The 22,436-nt window shown below is 67.0% G+C and carries 23 protein-coding genes; 12 read left to right on the top strand and 11 right to left on the bottom strand.

The features are described 5' to 3' along the window. Positions 1-112: 112 nt before the first annotated feature. The gene (locus ACIBK2_RS44100) at positions 113-1,354 is read right to left on the bottom strand and encodes a PucR family transcriptional regulator (protein WP_396976962.1); all 1,242 of its coding nucleotides are present in this window, start codon (positions 1,352-1,354) and stop codon (positions 113-115) included. 194 nt (positions 1,355-1,548) lie between these two features. Between ACIBK2_RS44100 and ACIBK2_RS44105 the strand changes: the two genes are divergently transcribed. Then, positions 1,549-2,205: an SRPBCC family protein gene (locus ACIBK2_RS44105; protein WP_396976964.1), complete on the top strand. Its 657-nt coding sequence runs from the start codon at positions 1,549-1,551 to the stop codon at positions 2,203-2,205. Further along, complete coding sequence (locus ACIBK2_RS44110; RefSeq protein ID WP_396976965.1) at positions 2,205-2,588, top strand: ArsR/SmtB family transcription factor; 384 nt, start codon at positions 2,205-2,207, stop codon at positions 2,586-2,588. The genes ACIBK2_RS44105 and ACIBK2_RS44110 overlap by 1 nt, the downstream gene beginning before the upstream one ends. A 24-nt stretch (positions 2,589-2,612) precedes the next feature. On the opposite strand, the gene ACIBK2_RS44115 is transcribed toward ACIBK2_RS44110, so the two are convergent. Continuing rightward, positions 2,613-3,650 (bottom strand): EamA family transporter, encoded by a 1,038-nt coding sequence (locus ACIBK2_RS44115; RefSeq protein ID WP_396976967.1) that lies wholly within the window; start codon positions 3,648-3,650, stop codon positions 2,613-2,615. 38 nt (positions 3,651-3,688) lie between these two features. On the opposite strand from ACIBK2_RS44115, the gene ACIBK2_RS44120 reads away from it, so the two are divergent. The 6 genes from ACIBK2_RS44120 (at position 3,689) to ACIBK2_RS44145 (ending at position 7,679) form a co-directional block, all read left to right on the top strand. Next, complete coding sequence (locus tag ACIBK2_RS44120; protein ID WP_396976968.1) at positions 3,689-4,219, top strand: CGNR zinc finger domain-containing protein; 531 nt, start codon at positions 3,689-3,691, stop codon at positions 4,217-4,219. A 171-nt stretch (positions 4,220-4,390) separates the two neighbouring features. Then, positions 4,391-5,632, top strand: coding sequence for a diguanylate cyclase domain-containing protein (locus tag ACIBK2_RS44125; RefSeq protein ID WP_396976970.1), 1,242 nt, complete (start codon positions 4,391-4,393; stop codon positions 5,630-5,632). Positions 5,633-5,699: 67 nt separating this feature from the next. After that, positions 5,700-6,074, top strand: coding sequence for a S26 family signal peptidase (locus ACIBK2_RS44130; protein WP_396976972.1), 375 nt, complete (start codon positions 5,700-5,702; stop codon positions 6,072-6,074). Further along, entirely contained in the window at positions 6,067-6,279 is a 213-nt protein-coding gene (locus ACIBK2_RS44135) for a DUF664 domain-containing protein (RefSeq protein ID WP_396977038.1), read from the top strand. The genes ACIBK2_RS44130 and ACIBK2_RS44135 overlap by 8 nt, the downstream gene beginning before the upstream one ends. A gap of 78 nt (positions 6,280-6,357) precedes the next feature. Beyond that, positions 6,358-6,648, top strand: a complete 291-nt coding sequence (locus tag ACIBK2_RS44140; RefSeq protein ID WP_396976974.1) for an ArsR/SmtB family transcription factor — start codon at positions 6,358-6,360, stop codon at positions 6,646-6,648. A gap of 20 nt (positions 6,649-6,668) precedes the next feature. Beyond that, positions 6,669-7,679 (top strand): LLM class flavin-dependent oxidoreductase, encoded by a 1,011-nt coding sequence (locus ACIBK2_RS44145; RefSeq protein ID WP_396976976.1) that lies wholly within the window; start codon positions 6,669-6,671, stop codon positions 7,677-7,679. A 3-nt stretch (positions 7,680-7,682) separates the two neighbouring features. Here ACIBK2_RS44145 and ACIBK2_RS44150 read toward each other — a convergent pair whose 3' ends face one another. The 4 genes from ACIBK2_RS44150 to ACIBK2_RS44165 all read right to left on the bottom strand — a co-directional run bounded on the left by ACIBK2_RS44150 (position 7,683) and on the right by ACIBK2_RS44165 (position 11,362). Continuing rightward, on the bottom strand, positions 7,683-8,939 hold the full coding sequence (locus tag ACIBK2_RS44150) for a hypothetical protein (RefSeq protein WP_396976978.1): 1,257 nt from the start codon (positions 8,937-8,939) through the stop codon (positions 7,683-7,685). A gap of 11 nt (positions 8,940-8,950) precedes the next feature. After that, on the bottom strand, positions 8,951-9,733 hold the full coding sequence (locus ACIBK2_RS44155; RefSeq protein ID WP_396976980.1) for a hypothetical protein: 783 nt from the start codon (positions 9,731-9,733) through the stop codon (positions 8,951-8,953). A 273-nt stretch (positions 9,734-10,006) separates the two neighbouring features. Next, positions 10,007-10,756: a PP2C family protein-serine/threonine phosphatase gene (locus tag ACIBK2_RS44160; protein WP_396976982.1), complete on the bottom strand. Its 750-nt coding sequence runs from the start codon at positions 10,754-10,756 to the stop codon at positions 10,007-10,009. Positions 10,757-10,867: 111 nt separating this feature from the next. Then, positions 10,868-11,362: an Lrp/AsnC family transcriptional regulator gene (locus ACIBK2_RS44165; RefSeq protein WP_396976983.1), complete on the bottom strand. Its 495-nt coding sequence runs from the start codon at positions 11,360-11,362 to the stop codon at positions 10,868-10,870. Positions 11,363-11,432: 70 nt separating this feature from the next. Here ACIBK2_RS44165 and ACIBK2_RS44170 point away from each other — a divergent pair, with 70 nt between their 5' ends. Beyond that, the gene (locus tag ACIBK2_RS44170; protein WP_396976985.1) at positions 11,433-12,596 is read left to right on the top strand and encodes a MalY/PatB family protein; all 1,164 of its coding nucleotides are present in this window, start codon (positions 11,433-11,435) and stop codon (positions 12,594-12,596) included. 13 nt (positions 12,597-12,609) lie between these two features. On the opposite strand, the gene ACIBK2_RS44175 is transcribed toward ACIBK2_RS44170, so the two are convergent. Further along, complete coding sequence (locus ACIBK2_RS44175) at positions 12,610-14,076, bottom strand: FAD-dependent monooxygenase (protein WP_396976987.1); 1,467 nt, start codon at positions 14,074-14,076, stop codon at positions 12,610-12,612. 92 nt (positions 14,077-14,168) lie between these two features. Between ACIBK2_RS44175 and ACIBK2_RS44180 the strand changes: the two genes are divergently transcribed. The 3 genes from ACIBK2_RS44180 to ACIBK2_RS44190 all read left to right on the top strand — a co-directional run bounded on the left by ACIBK2_RS44180 (position 14,169) and on the right by ACIBK2_RS44190 (position 16,923). Continuing rightward, on the top strand, positions 14,169-14,801 hold the full coding sequence (locus ACIBK2_RS44180) for a LysE family translocator (protein WP_396976989.1): 633 nt from the start codon (positions 14,169-14,171) through the stop codon (positions 14,799-14,801). Positions 14,802-15,004: 203 nt separating this feature from the next. After that, positions 15,005-16,366, top strand: coding sequence for a M20/M25/M40 family metallo-hydrolase (locus tag ACIBK2_RS44185; protein WP_357387854.1), 1,362 nt, complete (start codon positions 15,005-15,007; stop codon positions 16,364-16,366). A gap of 14 nt (positions 16,367-16,380) precedes the next feature. Further along, complete coding sequence (locus ACIBK2_RS44190; protein WP_396976991.1) at positions 16,381-16,923, top strand: YbhB/YbcL family Raf kinase inhibitor-like protein; 543 nt, start codon at positions 16,381-16,383, stop codon at positions 16,921-16,923. A gap of 126 nt (positions 16,924-17,049) precedes the next feature. Here ACIBK2_RS44190 and ACIBK2_RS44195 read toward each other — a convergent pair whose 3' ends face one another. The 4 genes from ACIBK2_RS44195 to ACIBK2_RS44210 form a co-directional block, all read right to left on the bottom strand. Beyond that, complete coding sequence (locus ACIBK2_RS44195) at positions 17,050-18,879, bottom strand: AMP-dependent synthetase/ligase (protein WP_396976992.1); 1,830 nt, start codon at positions 18,877-18,879, stop codon at positions 17,050-17,052. A 150-nt stretch (positions 18,880-19,029) separates the two neighbouring features. Further along, positions 19,030-19,713 (bottom strand): GTP cyclohydrolase, encoded by a 684-nt coding sequence (locus ACIBK2_RS44200; protein ID WP_396976994.1) that lies wholly within the window; start codon positions 19,711-19,713, stop codon positions 19,030-19,032. Next, the gene (locus tag ACIBK2_RS44205) at positions 19,700-20,620 is read right to left on the bottom strand and encodes a GTP cyclohydrolase II (protein WP_396976995.1); all 921 of its coding nucleotides are present in this window, start codon (positions 20,618-20,620) and stop codon (positions 19,700-19,702) included. The genes ACIBK2_RS44200 and ACIBK2_RS44205 overlap by 14 nt, the downstream gene beginning before the upstream one ends. After that, positions 20,617-22,116 (bottom strand): PfkB family carbohydrate kinase, encoded by a 1,500-nt coding sequence (locus ACIBK2_RS44210; RefSeq protein ID WP_396976997.1) that lies wholly within the window; start codon positions 22,114-22,116, stop codon positions 20,617-20,619. The genes ACIBK2_RS44205 and ACIBK2_RS44210 overlap by 4 nt, the downstream gene beginning before the upstream one ends. Between the last annotated feature and the right edge of the window lie 320 nt (positions 22,117-22,436).

Genomic DNA, 22,436 nt, shown 5'->3' on the forward strand with positions numbered 1-22,436 from the left:
GGCGGGCGGGGGGGGGGGGGGGGGCGCGGGGGGGGGGGGGGGGGGGGCGCCGGGGGGGGGGGGGGGGGCCCCCCCCCCCCCCCCCCACCACTGTAGCGAATACCGCTGTCGCTCAACCGACTTGGCGACCGCCGTCGGTCGGGTGGTAGGAGCGGGCGATCAGGGCGGACCGGAGATACCAGAGGCCGGAGGGTTGGGACGGGTCGAAGCCGGTCAGCTGGCCGATGCGCTTGAGTCGGTAGTCGACGGTGTTGGTGTGCACGTGCAGGGCGTGGGCGGTGCGTTGGCGATTGAGGTTGTTGCTGATGTGCAGTTGCAGGGTTTCCAGCAGTTCGGCGTGTTCGTCGAGGGGCGTGAGCACGCTGCCGAGGTATTCGCGGCCGGGACCCGGTCGGGTGAGCTGGTATTCGAGGGCGAGTTCGTCGAATCGGTACAGGCCGGTGACGCAGTCCAGGCGGTGCACCATGTCGAGGAGTTCGTGGGCTTGATCGACGGCACCGGGGATCTGTTCGGGCGTGGCTTCCATCAGGGTGGCGGTGATGCCGACCTGCGCGGCATCGGAGAGTCCCTTGATCAGCGCGTCGAGTTCGTCGTCCCGGAGCTGTTCGGCGGGCAGGAGGATGGTTCCGCCATCGATGCTGAGTAGCGACAAAGCGTTGCCGCCGCAGCGGGTGGCCAGTTCGGCCTGGGTGCGGCGCAGCTTGCGGCGCGCGACGACCTGGGTGTCGAGGGCCGGATTGTGCTCGTCGCGATGACGCGGAATCGACACGGCCAGCACAACATACGACTCGGCGATGGTAATGCCGCATTCGCGCGCCATCGTCGAGGTGGGCCGCCCGCCGAGCAGGGCGGAGGTGAGGGTGTGCACCGCGGTGTGGTGTTCGCTGACCGCGGCGCGCAGTTCCCGGAAGTAGGCGCGGGAGATGGCCGAGGTCAGCGTGTGCAGTATCTCGATGTTCATCTTGGAGGCGTCGACGAAGCTCTCGAAGTCCTCGACGGTCAGGTTCGAGACGACGAGGTCCATGCCCATCTTGAAGCCCGCGTGAATGGCGCTGTGGATCGCGTCGATCGGCACGCCCTCGCGCGCCCACCCGGCGGCGGCCTCCTCGAGCTGTTCGACCTTCGCCGGAATGTTCTGCCCGTCCAGCATGCTGGCGGCGAGTTCGAGGCAGACGCGGGTGATGGTGGTGACATCGCCGTAGATCGCCTCGCCGGGCAACGTGCCACACGGCACGACGTTCTCGACGAAGTGGCCGACCATTTGCCGGGAGAGGGCTCTCACGTCGCGTAAGGGAGTGGACATCGGTTTCCCGGAGATCGTCAGGTTCGGCCGGATCGGACTGTCGACAGCCATGACAACTCCTTTGTCAGCATTAGCTATATAGGAGTTAACACTAACCGCTGAATAGCGGTTTGCGCGATTCACCAGCTAACTTGTGAAAAAAACCGGGTGTGGCCCATTGGTAGCTGTGATCGATCACAAGTGCGTCCTGTGCGGCGCGGCCGGAGTCAGCTAGTATAAGCTCAAGCTTATAGAAGGAGGATGTTATGCCCCTGCTCACCGACCCTGCCGCGATCGCCGGGCTCGTCGTTCGCGAGGTCCGCACCGGATCGCGCGACGGCGCACCGACCCGTATCGCGATCGCCCGTCGCACCTATACAACCGACCAGGCTGATCTCTGGGACGCGCTGACCAATGCCGAGCGGATACCGCGATGGTTCCTGCCCGTCAGCGGCGAGCTGAAGGTCGGCGGGCGGTACCAGACCGAGGGCAATGCGGGCGGTGTCGTTGAGGAATGCGAGGAACCGCGACGGTTCGCTCTCACCTGGGAGATGGGTCCGCAGGTGTCGTGGGTGGCGGTTACCTTGACTGCCAACGACGAGGGCACTCAGCTGGAGTTGGCCCACGAGGCGCCTGTCGCGCCCGAATTCTGGGATCAGTACGGTCCGGGCGCAGTGGGCGTCGGCTGGGATCTTTCGCTGATGGCCCTGGGCCTGCACCTGGCCAGCGGCGCGGCAGTGGACCCGAGCGAGGGTCTGGCATTTCCGACGACTCCCGAGGGGCTCGAGTTCGTCCGGGTGGCGGCCCTCGGCTGGGCGGACGCGGCCATCGCCGACGGTGACGATCCGGCCGCCGCGCAGGCGGCCGCGCAGCGAACGATCACCTTCTACACGGTCGAACCCGAGGACAGCTCGCAGTCCTGATGACGCTTTCCCGGGAGAAGATCTTCGAGGCGCTCGGCGATCCGGTTCGTCGCTACATCCTCGAACTGGTGGCAGCCGACGAGCAGACCGCGGGCGCGATTGTTGCTGCCGTGCAACAACATACGCGGATCTCGCAATCCGGCGTTTCGCAGCATCTCAAAGTGCTGCGCGACGCCGGGTTGGTGAGTGTCCGTGCTGACGGGACTCGACGGCTTTATGCCCTCGACTCCGCGGGTGTAGCGGCGGCCCAGCACTGGCTGGCCGGGTTGGTCGATCCGCTGGCACAGTTCGCCCAGCCGCTCGACGCCCTTGCGACCGAGGTCGCGCGTGGTCAACGCGCCCGCAAGGTGGCCAAGCCCGGTCGCGTCGGGGAATCCGCCTGAGTCCCAGTCGGCCGAGGGCGCCCTTCACTTGGTCTCAGCAGATGAAGGGCCCCTTCGGTCGGTGCTGGCTCGTGCTGGACGCTGTACCGAAGGGAACATTGAGTCGGTGTCGGCGGCTGAAGGGCGCCTTCGGTCGGTCTCGCCGCGCCGGACGACGATGACGCCGCCGAGAATCAGTGCGCCGCCGAGTAATTGGAGGGCGCGGGGTGCTTCGCCCAGCAGGGCCCAGGCGAAGACGAGCGCGGCAAGAACTTCGAAGAGGGCGACGAAGGACGCCAGCCGGGAGCCGAGTAGGCGGGTGGCGGCGATGCCGGTGACGTAGGAGAGGGCGGCCGTCACGATGCCGAGCACCAGGACCGGGGGCCACCACGGGACGGTGAAATGCTGGAGGACGACAGGGTTGGTCGTCGCGTGCAGCGGGACGATGCCGACCGCGCCCGCGACCACGAGGGCGAGGCCGCCGATGAGGAGGCCGCCCGCAGCCAGGACGGAGCCCGGTAGTGTGCCGTCGCCGTGGGCCGAGAGAACGAAGTACCCGGCGGCACCGACCATTGCGGCGAGCGCCCACGCGATGCCGACCCAGCTGGTGGTCATCCCGGAACGCAGGTCGATGACCAGGAACAAGCCGGTGATCCCGAGTGCGGCACCGGCGACCGTCGCGGCTCCGGGGCGTTCCCGGTAGCGCACCCACAGCCAGCCGACCACGGCGATCGGTGCGGTGTATTCGATGAGCAGTGCGACCCCGACTGTCATGTGGGCGACGGCGTTGAAGTACGCCAGCTGCGTGCCCGCGACGGCGACCAGCCCATACGCGGTGATCAGAGAGGCGTTGCGGCGCAACAACTGCCAATCGCCGTGCAGCTGCCGCAGCGCGATCGGCATGACCACGACAGCCGCAAGCAGTACCCGGACCGCGACGACCGACGCGGCGCTCCAGCCCGCGTTCATCAGGCCGCGGGCCAGTGAACCGGAGAGTCCGAACGATGACGCGGACAGTATCGCGAGGGTCAGTCCGGATCTGAGCTGCCGCCGCACGGCACTGTCATGAGTCATCGTAGCCATGGGTAATGACGCTATGGGCGGCGTTGTAATATGTCAACATGAATTTTGCTCCTGACATCGAGGAGTCGCTGGTGGCTGCGGTGGAACTGGTGAATTCGGCCGAGGAACCGGATACGCTGACCGAAATCGACCAGCTCGCAGCGTTTTTCGATAGGCACGTCTATACCGGCTCGCATGCCGGCGACGCCGCCGAGCTCGCGGCGGTCCGTGCGCTGCGCGCGCCGCTGCGCCGGCTGCTGACCAGTGACCGCGATACGACGGTGCGGCTGGTGAACGAGACCCTGGCGAAGCATCGCGCGGTGCCGCAACTCGTCCGGCACGGCGACGTCGATTATCACATCCACGCGGTGCCGACCGAGGCGCCGTTGCCGGTCCGGATCGCCGTCGAGACGGCGATCGCGCTGATCGATCTGATCCGCACCGGTGAGCTGAGCCGGTTGTCCCTGTGCGCGGACAGTGCGTGCGAGGGCATCGTGCTGGACCTGTCGCGCAACCGCTCGCGTCGCTATTGCAGCACCGCCTGCGGAAACCGCAATGCCGTTGCGGCCTACCGGGCGCGACGGAAATGAGCACGCGAATCAGACGAATGGACCGCTAGGATAGGCGTTTCGTCCCATATTGGATAGTGTGCCGATCTCACATTGCGTGATCCTGAAACTCGTTTTACTGTCGATTTGCACGCCACGCTGGAGACCTCCGGGTGAATGCCCGGTCCGTTGTCGACCAAAGGCGGTAACTCATTGACCGACGACCGATCGATGTTTCGGAGATGGTGGCGCGACCCGGTCGATTACCGCGGTCTGGTCGACACATTCGAATCACACGGTGCGCTCGGTCGATTCAAGTTCATGCTCGGTGCCGGTGGGCTGGTCATGCTGCTGATCGCGGTGCTTGCCTCGGTGGCGCAGGGTGACGTTGCGGGGTGGGTCGGGCAGGTGCAGGGCGGCGTCGAGGCGACCGTCGCCGGATTGTGGACGTTGCGCTGGTGGTTTTTGCCGTGGCCACGCGAAGTCGAATCGCTCGCCTGGATTGTGATATTCGATATCGATACCACTGCCAACGATTTGCTGGTGCACGATCGCGTCGTCGGAGTTCTGGGTGTCGTGCTGCTGACGGCGATGGGCGCGTACGTCACCGTTTTCCACGGTCCGCGGGTCCTGGCATTGCAGGTCGGGTGGACCATGCTGACCAGTGTGGTGTTGGCATTCCTGATGTTTCGCGGTGAGCTGGCGGATTCCACGCAGAGTACGCAGGACAATGCGAGCCACCAACCGCAAGACCTCGCCCTCGGTCTCGCGGTCGTCCTCGTCATGCTGGTCGTGGTCGGCGTGATGCTGCCCTTCGTGCAGTTCTGCCACTGGCTGCTGCGGGCCGACGCCCAATCCGACCCGTTGACCGGGCTGTTGAACCGGCGCGGCCTCGACTCCTACCTGTCCTCGCACCTCATGCATTGCCGTCAGGAGTCGGCCTACGTCGCGACGCTGGACATGGACCGATTCAAAGCCGTCAACGACACGTTCGGCCATCCGTTCGGCGACGAGGTGCTGACCCGGACGGCGCAGCGATTGCGCGAGGCGGTCGAATCCGACGCCCTCATCGCGCGCACCGGCGGCGAGGAGTTCGTGATCGTCGGCTGCCTGCGCGAAGACGCCGCCGCCGTCGGCGAACGGCTGCGCAGCGCGATCGAAACCATGCCCGACCTGCCGCTGCCGATCACCGCCAGCGTCGGCATCGCGGTGCTCGAGGGAACGCGCACAACCAGCTCCTACGACGTCGCCACCTACCGCCGCCTACTGCGGCGTTCCGATTCGGCGATGTATCGGGCGAAGCGCCGAGGTGGGAACGCCGTGGCGATCGCAGGCCAGGACGAACCACCCCCCACCCGCCTGCGCCGCAAACCCGCAGGCATACCCGAAATCCACCCCGTATCGACCGCCGATGACATCGGTCTACCCAGCAGCTCGCTCGGACCGCCCGCCTAACCTGTACCACTTCGCTTACTGGTCAAAATGAGTTGCGAAGCAATGGGTTCAGCGCGACACTGCGGGGATGGGCGCTTTGGATGCGGTCGCCGCGCGGGTCGCCGGTGGGGCTACCGTGCGAATCCGGCCCGCGGGTTCCTCGATGGTGCCGTTGATTCGCAGTCGGCAGTTGGTGACGATCGCGCCGGTCGATCCGGCGAAGCTGGCTGTCGGTGACATTGTGCTGGCCAGGGTGTCGGGAACTGTCTACCTCCACCTCGTTACCGCGATTGCCGGTGGGCGGGTGCAGATCGGGAACAACCGCGGCCGGATCAACGGATGGACCAGTCCCGCAAGGGTTTTCGGGCTGTGCACGGAGATCGAAGGGGTACCGCGTAAGAACGTCGACGGCAAGATCCTCGCTCCGCCCGACCAGGCCGAGAGCGGCCGATCATCTGAGTGATGCTGATGGCGGGCTTGACCAGCTCGTCTATCTGTCATGTCCCGACGGCCGTCGGCTCAGCCTGCGCCGCCTGGTGTGCGACTTGATCGAGGAGTACGGCCGACATACCGGCCATGCCGATCTGCTGCGTGAGTCCGTGGACGGGCTCGTCGGCGAGGACCCGCCCGGTGGATGGAGTGCGCGGAGCGGTGGCGCCTTGCGCTAGTGAGCAGGGTCATGGTGCCGGGTTGTCGTGTGCGGCGTAAGTTCGTTAATTAGCGAAATATCGAAGGGTGGTGGGACGTTGCTCGAAGAGTGCAAGGCGCTGGCGAACGAGACTCGGTTGCGCGTCCTGGAGTGGCTCAAGGAGCCGGACGTGCACTTTCCCGAACGGGGAGAGACGGCTGAGCTCGGCGTGTGCGCTGGTCTCATCCAGCAGAAGGCCGGGACCTCGGCGTCGACCATCTCGGCGCACCTGGCGATCCTGCAGCGCGCGGGGTTCCTGACCGGCACCCGGCGCGGACAGTGGATCTACTACCGCCGCGACGACGCACGCATCCGCGCCTTCACCGAACAACTGCATCGCGTTCTCTGACCTACGAAAGGCGACGTCCTATGTCGACTGCTCTGTCCATCCTCGATCTGGCGGTGATCGCACCCGGCCAGTCCGCGCGCGATAGCTTCGACAACAGCGTCGCCCTGGCGCAGACCGCCGAACGGTCCGGCTACCGCCGCGTCTGGTACGCCGAGCACCACAACATGAGCTCGATCGCGTCGAGCGCGACGAGCGTGCTCATCGGGCACATCGCCGCGAACACCGACAGCATTCGGCTCGGCTCCGGCGGCATCATGCTGCCCAACCACTCGCCGCTGGTGATCGCGGAACAGTTCGGCACGCTGGAGACGCTGTTCCCCGGGCGCATCGACCTCGGGCTGGGGCGGGCGCCGGGCAGCGACCAGAAGACGATGCTCGCGTTGCGCCGCAATCCGTCGTCTGCCGACTCGTTCCCGCAGGACGTGCTCGAACTGCAGGGCTACCTGTCGGGGCACTCGCGGATTTCCGGCGTGCAGGCGGTGCCGCGGGCGGAAGGGGTTGTGCCGCTGTACATCCTGGGCTCTTCGCTATTCGGTGCCCAGCTCGCCGCGCAACTCGGCCTGCCGTACGCCTTCGCGTCGCACTTCGCGCCGGACGCGTTGCACCAGGCAGTCGCCGTCTACCGCGACAGCTTCCGTCCGTCGGAGCAGCTGGCCGAGCCTTACGTGATGGCCGGAGTGAATGTGTTCGCCGCGGCGGACCGCGAGGATGCGTTGGCGCAGAAGACGATCTCCTACCGCACCCGGACCCGAATGTTCATCAAGCGTGGTGCCGCCGATGTCGACTACACCGACGCGGAGATCGACGCGTTCCTCGCCTCGCCCAACGGTCGTCAGCTCGCCTCGATGACCCAGTACACCGCGGTCGGTACGCCCGCCGAAGTTGTTGCGTACCTGGAGGATTTCGCGGCCGACATCAACGCCGACGAGCTCATCTTGGCCCATCACGCAGCGGAGATCGATGACCGGGTGCGCTCCGTCGAACTCACCGGCGCCGCCATGGCCGCCGCCGCGCACGAACCGGCGGTCTAGCCGCTACGGGCGCGGCGGTCGCTTCTTGGTCGCTTCCGTCGACCCTTGGTAGCCGAGGATGATGAGCAAGACCATCAGGGTGACGACTTCGAGGGTATTGAAGGCGAAGGGGTCGGTGGCCGAGGCGGCCGCGTCGTCGCCGGCGGCTGCGGCGGGTGCTGCCGCGACCACGAATCGTCCTGGCACGGTGGGTGATTCGGCGTCCGCCGCGGCGACGGGTGCGGCCACCGGCAGGAAAGGGAAGAGCGGACCGGGCGCTATCGAGGGCGGGATCAAGAGCGGGAAGGTCGGCACGGGCGGGGTAGGGGCGGTGGAGAGCGCGAGGAGGCAGGTGAGTACCGCGCTGCCGGTGACCGCGCTGCCGACGGCGGCGCTGCCGAGCGCGGAGCCGCTCGAGCCGAAACCGGGCGGGATCACCACCGAGCCCGCCGAGCCGACCACGGCCCACCAGGGTGGGGCCAGCATGCCCGGTCCGATCAGGCCGGAGCCCGCGGCGGAGCCGAGGAACAGCAGCGCGCCGCCCGCCACGGCGCTGCCCGCGCAGGCGGTGAGGACACTGCCGCTGTCGAGGCCGAGTGCGGCGGGACCGACGGCGGCTTGTGTTGCGGCTGTGGGAGTTTCGCCCGTCTCGTCGTCGGCCGCACTGCCGATGTCGAGCATGCCGCTGGCGGACGGTTTCGGCGGGTCCAGCGACAGTAGGCCGCCCTCGGATGCGCTGCCGGAGGCGATGTCCGGCGTGGCCGCGCTGCCGGTCGCCGCGTCCGGCGTGGCGCTGCCGGTCGAGACGTCTTGCGGCGCTGCGCTTCCGGTGGAGACGTCCGGGGTGGCCGTGTCTTCGGCTGGCGGAGGCGGGTTACCGCCCGGGACGTCTGATGGTGGCGGGTTTCCGGCCGGAACGTCTGATCGAGGTGTGTCGCCAGCAGGGAGAGGCGAGTTCCCGGTCGCGGGATCTGGCGGCGGCGTGTTTCCCGCCGGGATGTCCGACGAGGGCGCCTTTCCGTACGGAATGCCGAGTGGAGCCGCATTACCGGCCGGAACGTCTTGCGCCGCTTCGCTTTCGGCCGAGAGGCCCGGCTGCGCCGCATTCGGCGCATCGGCCGTGCTCTCGGTCGTGACATCGGCGGCGGCCGGCGGGTCCGGGATCACCTCGTCGGCGGCGGACCGGCCGCCGAACAACAGGGCCGCCGGAACAAACGCGCTCACGACAACCAACCCGCGTGCGCCCCTGGTCATTCGCGGCGCGACGGCGCCGAACTTCATCCGGGTAAGTTTCATTCGTTGTGGGTGACCGGTCCGGTATTGCTCTGCTCGTACTGCGACTGGGCGTAGGTGAACGCGTCGACCGGAATGCCGAGCGCGCCGGAGAACGGCCGTTCCAGGTCATGGATGGCCAGCAGGGACGAGCCGATCACGATGCCGAGCAGCGCGGTCATCGCGAGGCTGCGCCGGGTGACCAGCATGCCGGTCAGCACCGGGTTCAGTAACACCAGGACCGCACCGAAACACAATGCTATGTAAAGGAATTGGGGGATCGCGCGGGCCGCGTCGATGGCGCGATCATGGCGGGCCTGCGTCACGCGGTCGATGCCGGACAGTGCTCGGGTGCGCGCCTCGACGACCGCCGGGTCTTGCGACCGTATCGACACGACGGTGTTGCGCAGGTCGTCGAGCAGCTTGCCGGTGGCCTCGTTGAGGCGGCTCTCGCGTTCCATGACCGGCCACTCGTCTTTGAGGACCCCGTCGGTGTAGGCCCGCACCTTTTCCTGAATCCGCTGCTGATCCGGTCCCGGCATGGTGTGGATGGCCAGGTAGGTATCGACCAGCCCCTTGGACTCGGTGATGGTGTGGTTGTACGCGTTCTGGTTCTGGTTCCAGCAGGCCACGAAGACGAAGGCGAGTACCGCCGTGAAGATGGTCTTGGCCAGGTCGAGCGCGAGGTGGCTGGACGATTCGTCACTGTTCTGCCGCCACGATTTCGGGCGAACCCGGTCCCCGACAACCAAAACCCCCACCGCGATCACCGCGGCACAGATCCCGACGATTAATTCCTGCATCTCGCTCCACTTTCCCGGGCAAAGTCGATACAACTGATATCCGAGTGCATGGTTGAGCGGCCGAGGCAACCCCGGCATTGGCATATTAGAACAGCAACCGTCGAAGGTTAGCCCTGGTCACCCGCCCAAAGTTGGCGACGTTACCGAAATGTGATCATCGGCGAATAGTCAGAGCGAATTTGCAGCAAATACGAGTTCTCAGTCGATCTATTTCGAGGAACTACGGCCCGATCTGGCTTTGGGGGCGGTGACACGCCGGTGTTCGTCAGCCGATCAGGTAATCGGGCGGCAGTCGGCGACCAGGGCGGTGGTGTTGTCGGTTCCTCCCGCGCGCAAAGCGCCGTCGACCAGGGTGTCGACCGCGATCGCGGGCGATTTCTCCTCGGCCAGGATCGCCTTGATCGTCGCCATGTCGAGGCGCTTGTGCACGCCGTCGGTGCTCAGCAGCAGCCTGCCGGTGCTGGAGCCGGTGGTCGCGGTGCCGATGTCGGCGGGGCGCACGGTGCGCGCCGAGGTGAAGACGATGTGGTCCAGGCGGGGCGGCGGGCCGAGGCCGCGGGCGCGCCAGTATTCGGCGACGGTGTGGTCGGTGGTGATCTGGTGCAGCACGCGCCCGTTCCAGCGGTAGGCGCGACAGTCGCCGACCCAGGCGATATCGCCCGGTCCGTCGGGCTGGCCCGCGGACGGCAGCACGGCCACCACGAGGACGCTGTCCGCCTCCGATTGCGGGAACTGGCGGAGCAATTCGGCCTGGGCGGCAAGGATTCCCGCGTGTGCGCCGTTTCGAGCGCCGATGCGGGCGGCGACCTCCGCGGCGGTGCGCGAGGCCCTGGCGGCGGCCAGGTGGTCGCCGATGCCGTCGGCGACGACGAACGCGGTGCGGCCGGTGCCCGGGTCGGTCACGGCCGCTGCGGCATCGGCGTTCAGCGAGCGAGAACCGCGTCTGCTCAACGACTCCCAGGTGGTGCCGGTGAGCCGGACCACTTCGGGGTCGGGGCCGTCGGTGACAGGTGCCGAGCACATGGCCTGACCTCCTTGGCGGGACCGTTGTGCGTGCCGATCGGCACTATTCCAGTAAACCGCGCTTATCCGTGCCGTCGGCAACAGTTTGCCGTGCAGTTCCTGTGAAGCCCATTACGGTTTGGTCTCTTGGCGCGACGGCGACAACGGTACGGCGAGTTGGGCTTTGACTCGCTCGTAGGTGGGCAGCGTCTCGTAGCGGTGCACGGACTTGTCGCCGACGAACAGCTCGTTCGACAGGTGGCGGTAGGCGGCGAGGTCTTCGGTGACCATGACCACGACGTAATCCCATTGGCCTACAACGGAATAACACTGCTGCACGGCGGGCTCGGCCAGCATGCGGTCACAGAAGGCGATGTAGTGGTCGGTGTTGTCCTGGGTCAGCTCGACGAGCACCACGGTGGTCAGTGCCATGCCGACGGCGCGCGGATCGATCACGGCGACCTCCGCGGTGATCACCCCGCCGGTGCGGAGCCTGGTGAGTCTGCGCTGAACCGCGCTGGGGGACAGGCCGACTCGGTCGCCGAGCTCGTGCAGGGGCTGGGTGGCATCGACCTGCACGAGCTCCAGTAGCCGGTGGTCGATGTCATCTAACGGGAGAATGCTCACGCAAGATTCTTGCGTGAGAGCGGGAAAACTGTCAATCGCATTCGACGGCCTTCCTTCTATGGTTCTGCTCATGAACGATCTTGCCGATATCGAGGTGCTCCGGCAGCGGGTGGGCATCAAGTGGGCGCGAGCCGGGGCGGACGTGCTGCCCGGCTGGATCGCGGACATGGACTTTCCGGTGCCGGATCCGGTGCGCGCGGTGTTGCGGCGGGCCGCCGACGGTGACCTCGGCTACCCGGCGTGGGAGGACCGGCCCGATCGGAACCCCTTGCAGGAGGCGTTCGCGGATCGCATGCGCGACCGGTACGACTTCACGCTCGACCCGGACGACGTGTACGTCTTCACCGAGCTCATTCAAGTACTGCAGATCGTGCTGCAACTGATGACGAAGCCGGGCGACGCCATCGCCGTGCACACGCCCGCTTACCCGCCGTTCCTGCAGACCATCGAGGTGATGGGACGGCGACTGGTGCCGATCCCGATGATCGCGGGGGAGCAGGGCTGGACCTTCGATGCCGATCGGATGGCCGAGGACGTTCGCCGCAACGATTGCCGCGCTGTGATTCTGGTGAACCCGAACAACCCGACCGGGCACATGTTCGATCGCGACGAACTGTCGGCCATCGCGGACATCGCCTGTCGACACGACCTTTTCGTGATCTCCGACGAAATCCATTCCGAGCTCGTGCACGAGCGGCGCAGGCACATCCCGATCGCCACGCTCGGCCCGGAAATCGCCGGGCGCACAGTGACACTCAACTCCGCGAGCAAGGCCTTCAATCTGGCGGGCCTGCGCTGCTGCGTCGCGCACGTCGGTGACAGTCGGGTCCGTGCGGCCTTGGCCGCGCAACCGCCGCTGATATACGGGCAGGTCAGCGCGCTGAGCGTGCTCGCGACCTGCACCGCGTGGCGCGACGGTGCCGCGTGGTCGGCGGAAACCAGGCGGACGCTGACCAGCAACCGCGATTTTGTCGCCGACGCACTCCCACCCGAAATCCGTTTCCACCGACCCGAAGCCAGCTACTTGGCTTGGCTCGACTGCCGTGCACTCGACCTCGACCAGGATCCGGCGGCCTTCTTCCTGGAGCACGCCAAGGTCCGGCTGTTGCCCGGGCCCGACTTCGGGCCCGGCGGTGCGGGATTCGCGCGATTGAACTTCGCGACCTACCGTCCGGTTCTAGAGGACATGCTCGGCCGCATGCACACCGCCGTGCAGAAGCACCTCAACCGCTGACCGAGCACGCCGGTCATTCCGGCGTGCCGAACCAGAACGTCAGTGCCGCCGAGATCGTCGAGGGGGCGTGGCTCGCGGCACAGACATACCCATCGGGCCGGACGAGCACCGCCGGCGCGGCCAATACCCCGGGATCGACGGCGACAGAACGCACCCGAGCCTTCCAGTCGTCGGCGATCGCGGTGAACCGGCGGTCGGGGCTGCTGTCCAGCAGCAGCCCCGACCCGTCGCGTGCGTGCTCGGCGAGCCGGGTGCCGTCGCCGAGGTCGAGATCCGGCATCCGGTGGCCGAGGCCAGGACCGAGGTCGTAGCGAATGCCGAGCCCGGAAATATCCTCGGCCACCTGACGATTCGCCTCGGGGAGTTGCAGCATCCTGATCATCATCGCCCGGACGGCGAGCGCGTCCGGATGCGATGTGGTCAGGACGCTTTGCACCTGGGTGTTGGCCAGTACCGCGGCCGCCACCGGGTGCCGTTCGCGGTGATAGGTGTCGAGTAGCTGCGGCGGCGCCCAGCCGTTGATGTCGGCGGCGAGTTTCCAGCCGAGGTTGAACGCGTCTTGCAGGCCGAGGCTCATGCCCTGACCGCCGAGTGGCGCGTGGATGTGCGCCGCGTCACCGGCGAGAAATACTCGGCCCGTTCGGTATTCGGTGACCTGGCGGGCGGAATCGACGAACCGCGAGCCGGCGCGCAGCTCGCCGAGTTCGATCTCCGATCCGTAGCTGCGGGTCAGTGCACCTTGCACTTCTTCGGCGGTGATCACGGTGTCCCGGTCGATGCCCGCCTGATCCGGACCGCCGAACACGAATCGGTGCACCCCGTCGGGCAAGGCCAGCAGGAAGGCGAAATCGGCACGGGCGGGGTCGAATTCGGGTATCGACCAGCGTTCGGCGAGTCCGGCCGGTTTCCGGGTCAGCGTGACGTCGCAGACCGTGGCAGGCATATGCCCTTCGCGGCCAGGGAACCCGACGCCGGTCAGCTTGCGCACGGTGCTGCGTCCACCGTCGGCACCGACCAGGTAGTGCGCGGTGATCCGCTGCTCGCCCTCCGTGGTGGCGACGATCGCGCTGACCTGCTCGTCGCCCGGTGCGAGTCCGGAGTCGATATGTACCAGCTCGTGGCCGCGGTGGCGCGTGATGCCGAAGTCGGCGAGCTTGCCCTCCAGCGCGCGTTCCACATCGGCCTGCACAATGGCGGTCTGCAGGGCGAACCGGCTGTCCAGCTTGCCGTAATCCAGTGGGATGCCAGCGAAATGGCCCCATGGCAGCTTGGCGAAGACGTACTCGTCTATCAGGCCGAGCCAGCCGCGCCAATCCAGGATTTCCGCGGACCGCGGCTGCAGATTGAGCGCTTTGGACTGACGGCTTCGAGTGAGGTCGCGCTCCACCACGATGGCGCGCACCCCGGCAAGACCTAGTTCATTCGCCAACAGGAGACCCGTAGGTCCGCCGCCGACGATCAAGACATCGGTATCGGGCACACCTCGACTGTGCCAACCAATCGTCCGTTGCGCCACCGGTTTTCGGCCACAGAGTCTGGTGGAAGATGCTGGGTGGTAGTTAGATGGGGCTGGTGAGTGTATGGACTGCGTTGGTGTCGTTCGCCGTTGTTGCGGGTTTGCTGACTATCGTTCCGGGGTTGGATACCGCGCTGGTGCTGCGTTCCGCGATTGTCCGAGGCACGCGCATCGCGTTCGCGACCGCGCTCGGGGTGGGCAGTGGGTTGTTGGTGTGGGGGATCGCGGCCACCTGCGGGCTGTCGGTGTTGCTGACCACCTCGCAGGTGGCGTACACGGTGTTGCGGATCGCGGGCGCGATCTATCTGGTCTGGCTCGGTGTCTCCAGCTTGGTGGCGCTGTGGCGTTCCGGTGGCAGCCATGTCGCCGATGAGACGGTTCCGGACGGCAGTGTGCTGCGGGCGTGGGTGCGCGGCGCGACGTCGAATCTGCTCAACCCCAAGGTCGGTGTCTTCTATATCGCGATGTTGCCGCAGTTCATCCCGCCGCAGGCACCGCATCTGCTGATGGGTACTGCGCTGACGCTGGTGCATTTCGTCGAGGGTCTGCTGTGGTGCGCGGTGCTGATCTGCGGTGTCCGGTTCGCCAGGGCGTGGCTCGATCGTCGCTCGGTGAAACGGTGGATGGAAGGCCTCACCGGCTCTGTCCTGCTCGCGCTCGGACTGAAACTCGCCTTCGACCCAGCGTGATCCGGTACTCCGTTGGGGCCGAATCGGTCTCGACCCGTGCGTAGTCGAGCGTGCGGCTGACGGCGGGGCGTTCCGATCAGCATGATGCTGACCCCTGCGGACCCGGCGATCGGCACCGTACGCTGTGTCGTCCGGCGGCGCCGCGCTGGCGCGGCGGGAGGGAGTGGACGGCGCGGGTCGGGACAGGTGGTAGGAAAGGGTACGTGTCCACAACTGTCGAAGGATCAGTCCCCAACAGCAGCTCTCGCGCGGTCGACGAGGTGGTGGACCTGGTCAGCGCGCTGATCCGGTTCGATACCTCCAACACCGGCGAGCTGGCAACCACCAAGGGGGAGCGCGAATGCGCGGAATGGGTGGCCGAGCAACTGCACCAGGCCGGATATACGACCGAGTATGTGGAGTCGGGCGCGCCGGGGCGCGGGAATGTGTTCGCGCGGCTGAAGGGTGCGGACTCCAGCCGGGGCGCGCTGATGATGCACGGGCACCTGGATGTGGTCCCCGCTGAGGCGGCCGACTGGAGTGTGCACCCGTTCTCGGGTGCGGTGCGCGATGGTTACGTGTGGGGGCGCGGCGCCATCGATATGAAGGACATGGTCGGGATGATGCTGGCGATCGCCCGCCAGTTCAAGCTCGAGGGGACGGTGCCGCCGCGCGATATCGTGTTCGCCTTCCTGGCAGACGAGGAGAACGGCGGCAAATGGGGATCCCAGTGGCTGGTGGACAACCGGCCCGACCTGTTCGAAGGGATCACCGAGGCGGTCGGCGAGGTCGGCGGCTTCTCGTTGACCGTGCCGCGCCCGGACGGCACCGAGCGCAGGCTGTACCTGGTGGAGACGGCCGAGAAGGGGCTCGGCTGGATGCGGTTGCGCGCCAAGGCCCGAGCGGGTCACGGCTCGTTCCTGCACGAGGACAACGCGGTCACCATCCTGGCCGCCGCGGTCGCGCGGCTGGGCAAGCACACCTTCCCCGTGGTGATGTCGGATTCGGTGACCGAGTTCCTGGCCGCCGTGGCCGAGGAGACCGGGCTGGAGTTCGATCCGGCCAGCCCCGACATCGAAGGCCAGCTGGCCAAGCTGGGCACCATCTCCCGCATTATCGGTGCGACACTGCGGGATACGGCGAACCCGACCATGCTGCAGGCCGGGTACAAGGCGAACGTGATCCCGCAGACCGCGGAGGCCGTGATCGACTGCCGCGTGGTGCCGGGACGGCAGGCCGCGTTCGAGCGTGAGGTGGACGAGCTGATCGGCCCGGACGTCGAACGCGAGTGGATCACCAAACTCGACTCGTACGAAACAACATTCGACGGTCACCTGGTCGACGCGATGAACGACGCCATCCTCGCGCACGATCCGCAGGGTCGTACTGTGCCCTACATGCTTTCGGGCGGTACCGACGCGAAGGCGTTCGCCCGCTTGGGTATTCGCTGCTTCGGCTTCGCGCCGCTGCAGCTGCCGCCGGAGCTCGACTTCACCGCGCTGTTCCACGGTGTCGACGAACGAGTTCCGGTGGAGGCCCTCGAATTCGGCACCCGGGTGCTGGAACACTTCCTGCTGAACAGCTGACGAAAGGACAATCCGTGCCCGACTACTCCTTCAATCCCTACGAGGCGCTGCCGCAGTTGCCGTCGTTCACGCTGACCTCGGCGGATGTCACCGACGGTCAGCCGCTCGGCACCGACCAGGTCAGCGGCGTCTTCGGCGCGGGCGGCAAGGACGTCTCGCCGCGACTTTCCTGGTCCGGATTCCCTGCGGAGACAAAGAGTTTCACGGTAACCGTGTACGACCCGGACGCGCCGACGGCGGCCGGGTTCTGGCACTGGGCGGTCGCCGATATCCCGCTCGGCGTGACCTCGCTGCCCAGCGGCGCGGGCAGCGGCGAAGAGGGCGGGGCGCTGCCGAGCGGGGCGGTCTCGTTGCGTAACGACGGTGGGTTCGCCGGATTCGTCGGCGCGGCACCGCCGCCCGGACACGGCTACCACCGCTACTTCATCGTGGTGCACGCGGTGGACGTGGAGAGCCTCGGTCTCGATGGCTCCGCCACGCCCGCCTACCTCGGTTTCAACCTGTTCTCGCACGCCATCGCGCGCGCGACCATCGTGGGCACCTACGAGCAGAAATAACCCCATCCCGACCGAAGGCCACCTTCAGCCCACCAGACCGACCGAAGGTGCCCTTCATTCGATTCGGGCTTGCCGACCGAAGGCGACCTTCATCCGTTCAGACGGGGTGGAGGTCGCCTTCGGTCGTTATTTGACGGTGATGACCTTGTCCGACAGTTCCTTTGCGTACAGCGACGCGATCTCGGGCGCGTACTTGGCGGCGATCGGGTTGCGCTTGAGGGACATCTTCGGGGTCAGCTCGTCGCCACCCGGCTCCCAGACCGCGCCGACGATGGTGAAGCGCTTGATCTGCTCTACCCGCGACAGCTTGACGTTGCCCGCCTGCACCGCGGCGAGCACCTCGTCCACAATCTCCTGGCGGGTGGCCAGCGTCGCCACATCGGCGTCGGTGGCGTCGAACTCCTTGGCGCGCAAGGCTGCAACGTCGGGGTCGAGCACGATCAGCGCGGCGATGTAGGGCTTGGCGTCGCCGACCGCGACGACCTGTCCGACCAGCGAGGAGACGGCCTTCACCGCGTTCTCGACATTGCTCGGCGCGATGTTCTTGCCCGCCTCGCTGATGATCAGTTCCTTCTTGCGGTCCACGATGCGCAGGTAGCCGTCGGGGTCGAGAGTGCCGATGTCGCCGGTGTGCAGCCAGCCGTCGTCGTCGATCGCCTCGGCCGTCCGCTCCGGCATGTTGCGGTAGCCGCGGGTCACGATGGGCCCGCGCACCAGCACCTCACCGTCGGCGTCCAGGCGCAGTTCCATGCCGTCGACCGGGCGGCCGACCGAGCCGGGGCGCGGCTTGGCCTTCTCGGTGAAGGTGCCGACGCCGGTGGTTTCCGACATGCCCCACACCTCGCTCATCGGGAAGCCGAGGCCGAGGAAGTACTCCAGCGTCTCCGCCGGGATCGGCGCGGCGCCGGAGGCGGGCACGGACAGCTCGTCCAGGCCCATGGCAAGCCGCAGCTTCGACAGCACCAGCGCGTCGGCCACTTTGTGCTGCACCGCGAGGATCGGGCCGCGGCCCCGGCCCGCGAGATCGGCTCGGGCCGCGGCCATTCCGGTCTCGATGGCCCAGTTGGCGAGCGACTTCTTCACGCCGCTCGGTTCGGCGGCGAGCTTGCCCTCGATGCCGACCTTGATCTTCTGCCACACCCGCGGCACGCCGAAGAAGGTGGTCGGACGGGCGTCGGGCAGGGCGGCGGCGACCTCGCGCGGGTCCGGCACGGTGGTCACCTGGACGCCGGTGGTCAGGTTCATGGCATGGCAGGAGATGCGGTCGGCGACGTGCGCGGCGGGCAGGTAGGACACGGCGCGATCATCGAGGCCGACCGGCAGCGGGCCGTTCACCAGTGCGATCACTTGGGCGAGCACGTTGCGGTGGGTGACCTCGACGCCCTTGGACGGGCCGGTGGTGCCCGAGGTGTAGATCAGGGTGGCCAGATCGTCGGGCTGGACCGCGCGCCAGGCCGCCTCGAAGTCGAAGTCGGCGGCCGGGTTCGCCTCGACCTCGGCCAGGGTGCTGGTGCCTGCGGCCGGTCCGTCGACCAGGATGATGTGCGCGAGCTCGACACCCGCGCCGGTGACCTTGTCCAGGAAAACCTGTTCTGTCACAACGACTTTGTTGGCCGCGTTGGTGAACAGGTGGGTGATCTGCTCCGATGAGCTGGTGTTGTAGATCGAGAACGGGGTGGCGCCCAGGTGCAGTGCGGCGGTGTCGACCAGGTTGAACTCGGGCCGATTGGTCAGCATGATGCCGACGGTGTCGCCGCGCCCGACCCCGAGCGCGGCCAGGCCCGCCGCGATCGCGCGCACCCGCTCGCCGAACTGCCGCCAGGTGATCTGCTGGGTCCCGCCGACGGTCCGCAACGCGACCTGCTCCGGCCGGATCGTCACGGTCTCCTGGAACGCCTCCGGCACCGTGTAGACCGTTTTGCCCGATTTGTGCGAATAGCCGATGTCTGTCGTCATATCCCTGTTCCCGATATCCATGCAATGAACCGCGCCTCACGGCGTCCGCACGCGGGCGGTTCGAGACCCGAAGGGGCCAAGCGCGCCAGGAGTGGCGCGGCTCACTAATGGTAACCAGGTGTTCGGGCTCGTGACTGTCGTTAGCCGCAACTACCGGCCGTGCCACCGCCGGAGCATGGCGAACCATCCGCTGCGCAGCCAGCGCCGAACCGGGGCGAATTCGGCCCGGCGGCCACCGTTTTTGGGCAGCGTATGTCCGACGAGTCGCTTCGCCTCGAGGTAAGCGTCCGCCCGCACGCTGCGTGGCCGCGTGTGCAGCAAGCGCACGGTTACCTTGATCCCGGCCGCCTGCACGGCCCGAACCTTGTCGGGGTTGTTCGTCATGAGCCGGATCGATGACAGTCCGAGCCGCTGGAGCGCCGTGACCGCCTGCTCATAGCGTCGCCCGTCCTGGGGCAGGCCGAGCTTGGCATAGCTGCTGAACGTATCCACCTGATGTACCTGGCTTGTCCGCAGGCCGCGCGCCTTGTTGACGAGTCCGGCGCCGCGACCCTCCTGTTCCAGGTAGATCAGAATCCCGCTGCCCGCCGCCTGAATGGAATCCATGGCTTTCTCGAGCGCGGGGCCGCAGTCGCAGTCGTCGGTCTGCAGCGCGTCGCCGTACAGGCAGCGGGAATGGATGCGGACGAGGCAGCCGTCGGTCGGCTCGCCGAAGATCAGCATATGTCCGCCGTCGTGCTCGGCGGGCAACTCGATGACCCGGACTCGCAGATCGTGGCCCTTGCGCAGCAAACGGTGCCTGGTTTCAGCGAGATCCCATTCAGCAGTGGTCAAGTGCTTCCTCCGGGGCCTGGATCGTCTGGTCATTTCGGGGCTGCAGCGGCGGTAACGGGAAAAGCGTTGCGGGGACTGCCGCTACTGCTTGCCTGACGTCCGGGCGATTTCGCAACGCCCGACCGCTCGCCACCGCGACCGCGACAAGGGCGCCCACTGCCGCGATCCCGGCTTGGCCGACCACGGCAAGCACGACGAGCAGCATAGCGATCGTGGACACCGCGACGAATCCGCGGCTCGGCAGCGGCCGTACGGAACGCGATATCGGCAGGGCAGGAGGCTCTGGTATGGCGAGCCAGGGTAGGCCGGCACTCGGCAGAAGATGCCCACGGTGCACGCGTTTGGCTTCCAAATAAGCTCTGGCCCGTTCGCTGCGGACCGGCGTGATCAGCGGCGCGACAACGACTGTGAGGCCGGCGTCTTGCAGCGCTTCGACCTTGGCAGGGTTGTTGGTGAGCAAGGTGACCGACCGCAATCCGAGCCCGAGCAGCCCGCGTGCCGCCACCGCATAGGTTCTGGCGTCGACGGGATAACCCAATTCCCGGTAGCTGGTGAAGCTGTCGGTGCGGCAGAGTTCGCTGTGCCGATAGCCGCGCGCCTTCGCGATGAGCCCGGCGCCGCGGCCCTCCTGCTCGAGATAGACCAGGATGCCGGAGCGCGCGGCCTGGATGCGATCGAGCGCGACATCGAGTTCAGGGCCGCAATCACAATCGTCGGAGCCGAGGACCTCGCCGTAGAGGCACCGCGAATGGATCCGGACCAGGCAGCCGTCGGTGATGTCGCCGAAGACCAACAGGTGGCCTCGTTCGTCTGCGTCATCGAGCTCGAGCACCCTGACCCGCTGATCGTTCGCCTTACGCGTGAACCGGTGATCGGTGTCGGCAAGGTGGGCCAGGGATATGGTCAATGCTCCTCCGAAGCAAGTCTGACGATGCGGTCGATCTCACTGACCGGCGGCATAGCACCGGGCACGTCCCCGAACGATTGCGTAGCCACCATCGCCGCGGTCGCCCAGATGTAATCGTCTTCGTCGGCCGGTCGGCGGGTCGAGACGAGACGGTATACCAGGGCCGCCGCGAAGGCAGCTTGCGCACCGGGGGAGTCTTCCATCGCCGCGGGGAAGGCCGGGATCTGAGTGTTGACCGGGTCCGACCACACCGTGCATCGAAAGTCCTCGGTCGCGCAGACCGACCGCACTCCGAGCGCGCGTAACCGTTGCGCGGTGTCGCTGATGGAGGCGGCGGCGACCTCGGGCACCATGGCGGCGAGATTCTTGCTAGTGCCCGCGAGGTAGTCGACGACGTTGAGGTACTGATACAGGTATTGCGGCAGATCGATCGGCGGTGACGGATTGACAACGAGCAGTGGCCGCGAATCCAGTCGCCGGACCAGGGCCATGACTTGCTCGATGACGGTGATCGGCTGCTCGAAGGTCAGCAGCACGGCGTCCGAGGCGGCGATGGACGCGCGGATCGGCGCGCTGCGTAAGTCTCTCGCGCTCAACCGGATTCGGTCGTCACGGCAGCCGATGAGACCGGCCGCGCCGGTGCTGGTGATCATCACCGCGGTCACCGGGGTTGGTGCCTCGGGAACGACCTTGACCAGGTCGGTGTCGACGTTTTCCGAGCGCAGGTAGTCGAGGACGTGGCGGCCCTCGTCGTCGTCGCCGACCGCCGAGATCAGCCGGACCTGCAGTCCGAGTCTGGCGGCGGCGACCGCGCGGTTGAGCCCCTTGCCACCCGGATGTTTTTCGAAGCTGTTTCCCGGGGTGGAGGTGCCCGCCGTGGGAATGTGATCGACGAAGTAGATGTGGTCGATGACGGCGTCGCCGAAGACCGTCACCACACCCGGAACCGTTGGTACGGCACGGGGTTCCGACAAGTTCGGCTCGATTGTGGTCGCCGGGTGCACCGATCCCGCGTCGTAGACCGACTCGTTCACCAGCAGGCCGGCCAGGGCGGTGAACGCGCGCCGTTCGGGCGTGGCCCGCAACGACCGGACGGAGGGCGTGATCGGGATCCGTTCGGCGCGTAGCGTTTCGTGCAGCAACCGCCAGTGCTCGGTGAGGTATTCCCGTCGTTCGCCGAGGTCCGCGGCGTACAGGCGATCGAGATCCAGTGCGTCGGTGGCGCTCTCGCGCAGCAGGCCTAGTGACAGCTCGGCGTCGGCGATCAATCGGTTGGTCGGCTCCAGCTGTGCCGCGAGTTCCTTGACCACCGGTAGGACGGCCTCCTCCGGTGCGATGCCATGGCGGCGCGCATGCTGGCGCACGGCCAGCAGATCGAGCAGCGGCGCGACGTCGATCTCGGTGGTGCGCAGGCGATCCGAGCTGAGACCGGAGCGCTTGCACAGTCGGGTGAGGATATTGCGCACGGCAACCACGCCCGAGTCCTGCGGGACCATGACCGGTGTCAACCTCTCTGATCGTCGTTATCGAGGGCCGCGCTGACGATAGCCGAAAACGGCGTTTAGCCAGCCGACGAACTGTCAATTACCAAACTACAACGGCAATTGACGGTCAGATACGGCAAATGCCACACTGGGTTCAGCGGGATACCCGCCTCCCAGCCACCTCGGAGGGGACTCGGAGATGAAAGTTGTTCTCCTGATCAGGCAGGGCCGGCGGCGAAGGCCGCATCGGCACATCGGATCTGACGCCGACCTCGAGCCGAACTTGGTTGCGGCCTAGGCGAACCCGTACGTTCGCCGGCCATTCCGCCCCA

This window comes from Nocardia sp. NPDC050175, from assembly GCF_044459885.1.
Classification (GTDB): domain Bacteria; phylum Actinomycetota; class Actinomycetes; order Mycobacteriales; family Mycobacteriaceae; genus Nocardia.

Excerpts from the sequence above, each read along its gene's own strand:
- ACIBK2_RS44170 (WP_396976985.1), top strand. The coding sequence starts at position 11,433 with ATGAACGATCTTGCCGATATCGAGGTGCTCCGGCAGCGGGTGGGCATC.
- ACIBK2_RS44120 (WP_396976968.1), top strand. The coding sequence starts at position 3,689 with ATGAATTTTGCTCCTGACATCGAGGAGTCGCTGGTGGCTGCGGTGGAA.
- ACIBK2_RS44195 (WP_396976992.1), bottom strand. The coding sequence starts at position 18,879 with ATGACGACAGACATCGGCTATTCGCACAAATCGGGCAAAACGGTCTAC.
- ACIBK2_RS44210 (WP_396976997.1), bottom strand. The coding sequence starts at position 22,116 with ATGGTCCCGCAGGACTCGGGCGTGGTTGCCGTGCGCAATATCCTCACC.
- ACIBK2_RS44110 (WP_396976965.1), top strand. The coding sequence starts at position 2,205 with ATGACGCTTTCCCGGGAGAAGATCTTCGAGGCGCTCGGCGATCCGGTT.
- ACIBK2_RS44145 (WP_396976976.1), top strand. The coding sequence starts at position 6,669 with ATGTCGACTGCTCTGTCCATCCTCGATCTGGCGGTGATCGCACCCGGC.
- ACIBK2_RS44115 (WP_396976967.1), bottom strand. The coding sequence starts at position 3,650 with ATGGCTACGATGACTCATGACAGTGCCGTGCGGCGGCAGCTCAGATCC.
- ACIBK2_RS44150 (WP_396976978.1), bottom strand. The coding sequence starts at position 8,939 with ATGAAGTTCGGCGCCGTCGCGCCGCGAATGACCAGGGGCGCACGCGGG.
- ACIBK2_RS44130 (WP_396976972.1), top strand. The coding sequence starts at position 5,700 with ATGGGCGCTTTGGATGCGGTCGCCGCGCGGGTCGCCGGTGGGGCTACC.
- ACIBK2_RS44155 (WP_396976980.1), bottom strand. The coding sequence starts at position 9,733 with ATGCAGGAATTAATCGTCGGGATCTGTGCCGCGGTGATCGCGGTGGGG.
- ACIBK2_RS44105 (WP_396976964.1), top strand. The coding sequence starts at position 1,549 with ATGCCCCTGCTCACCGACCCTGCCGCGATCGCCGGGCTCGTCGTTCGC.
- ACIBK2_RS44100 (WP_396976962.1), bottom strand. The coding sequence starts at position 1,354 with ATGGCTGTCGACAGTCCGATCCGGCCGAACCTGACGATCTCCGGGAAA.
- ACIBK2_RS44160 (WP_396976982.1), bottom strand. The coding sequence starts at position 10,756 with ATGTGCTCGGCACCTGTCACCGACGGCCCCGACCCCGAAGTGGTCCGG.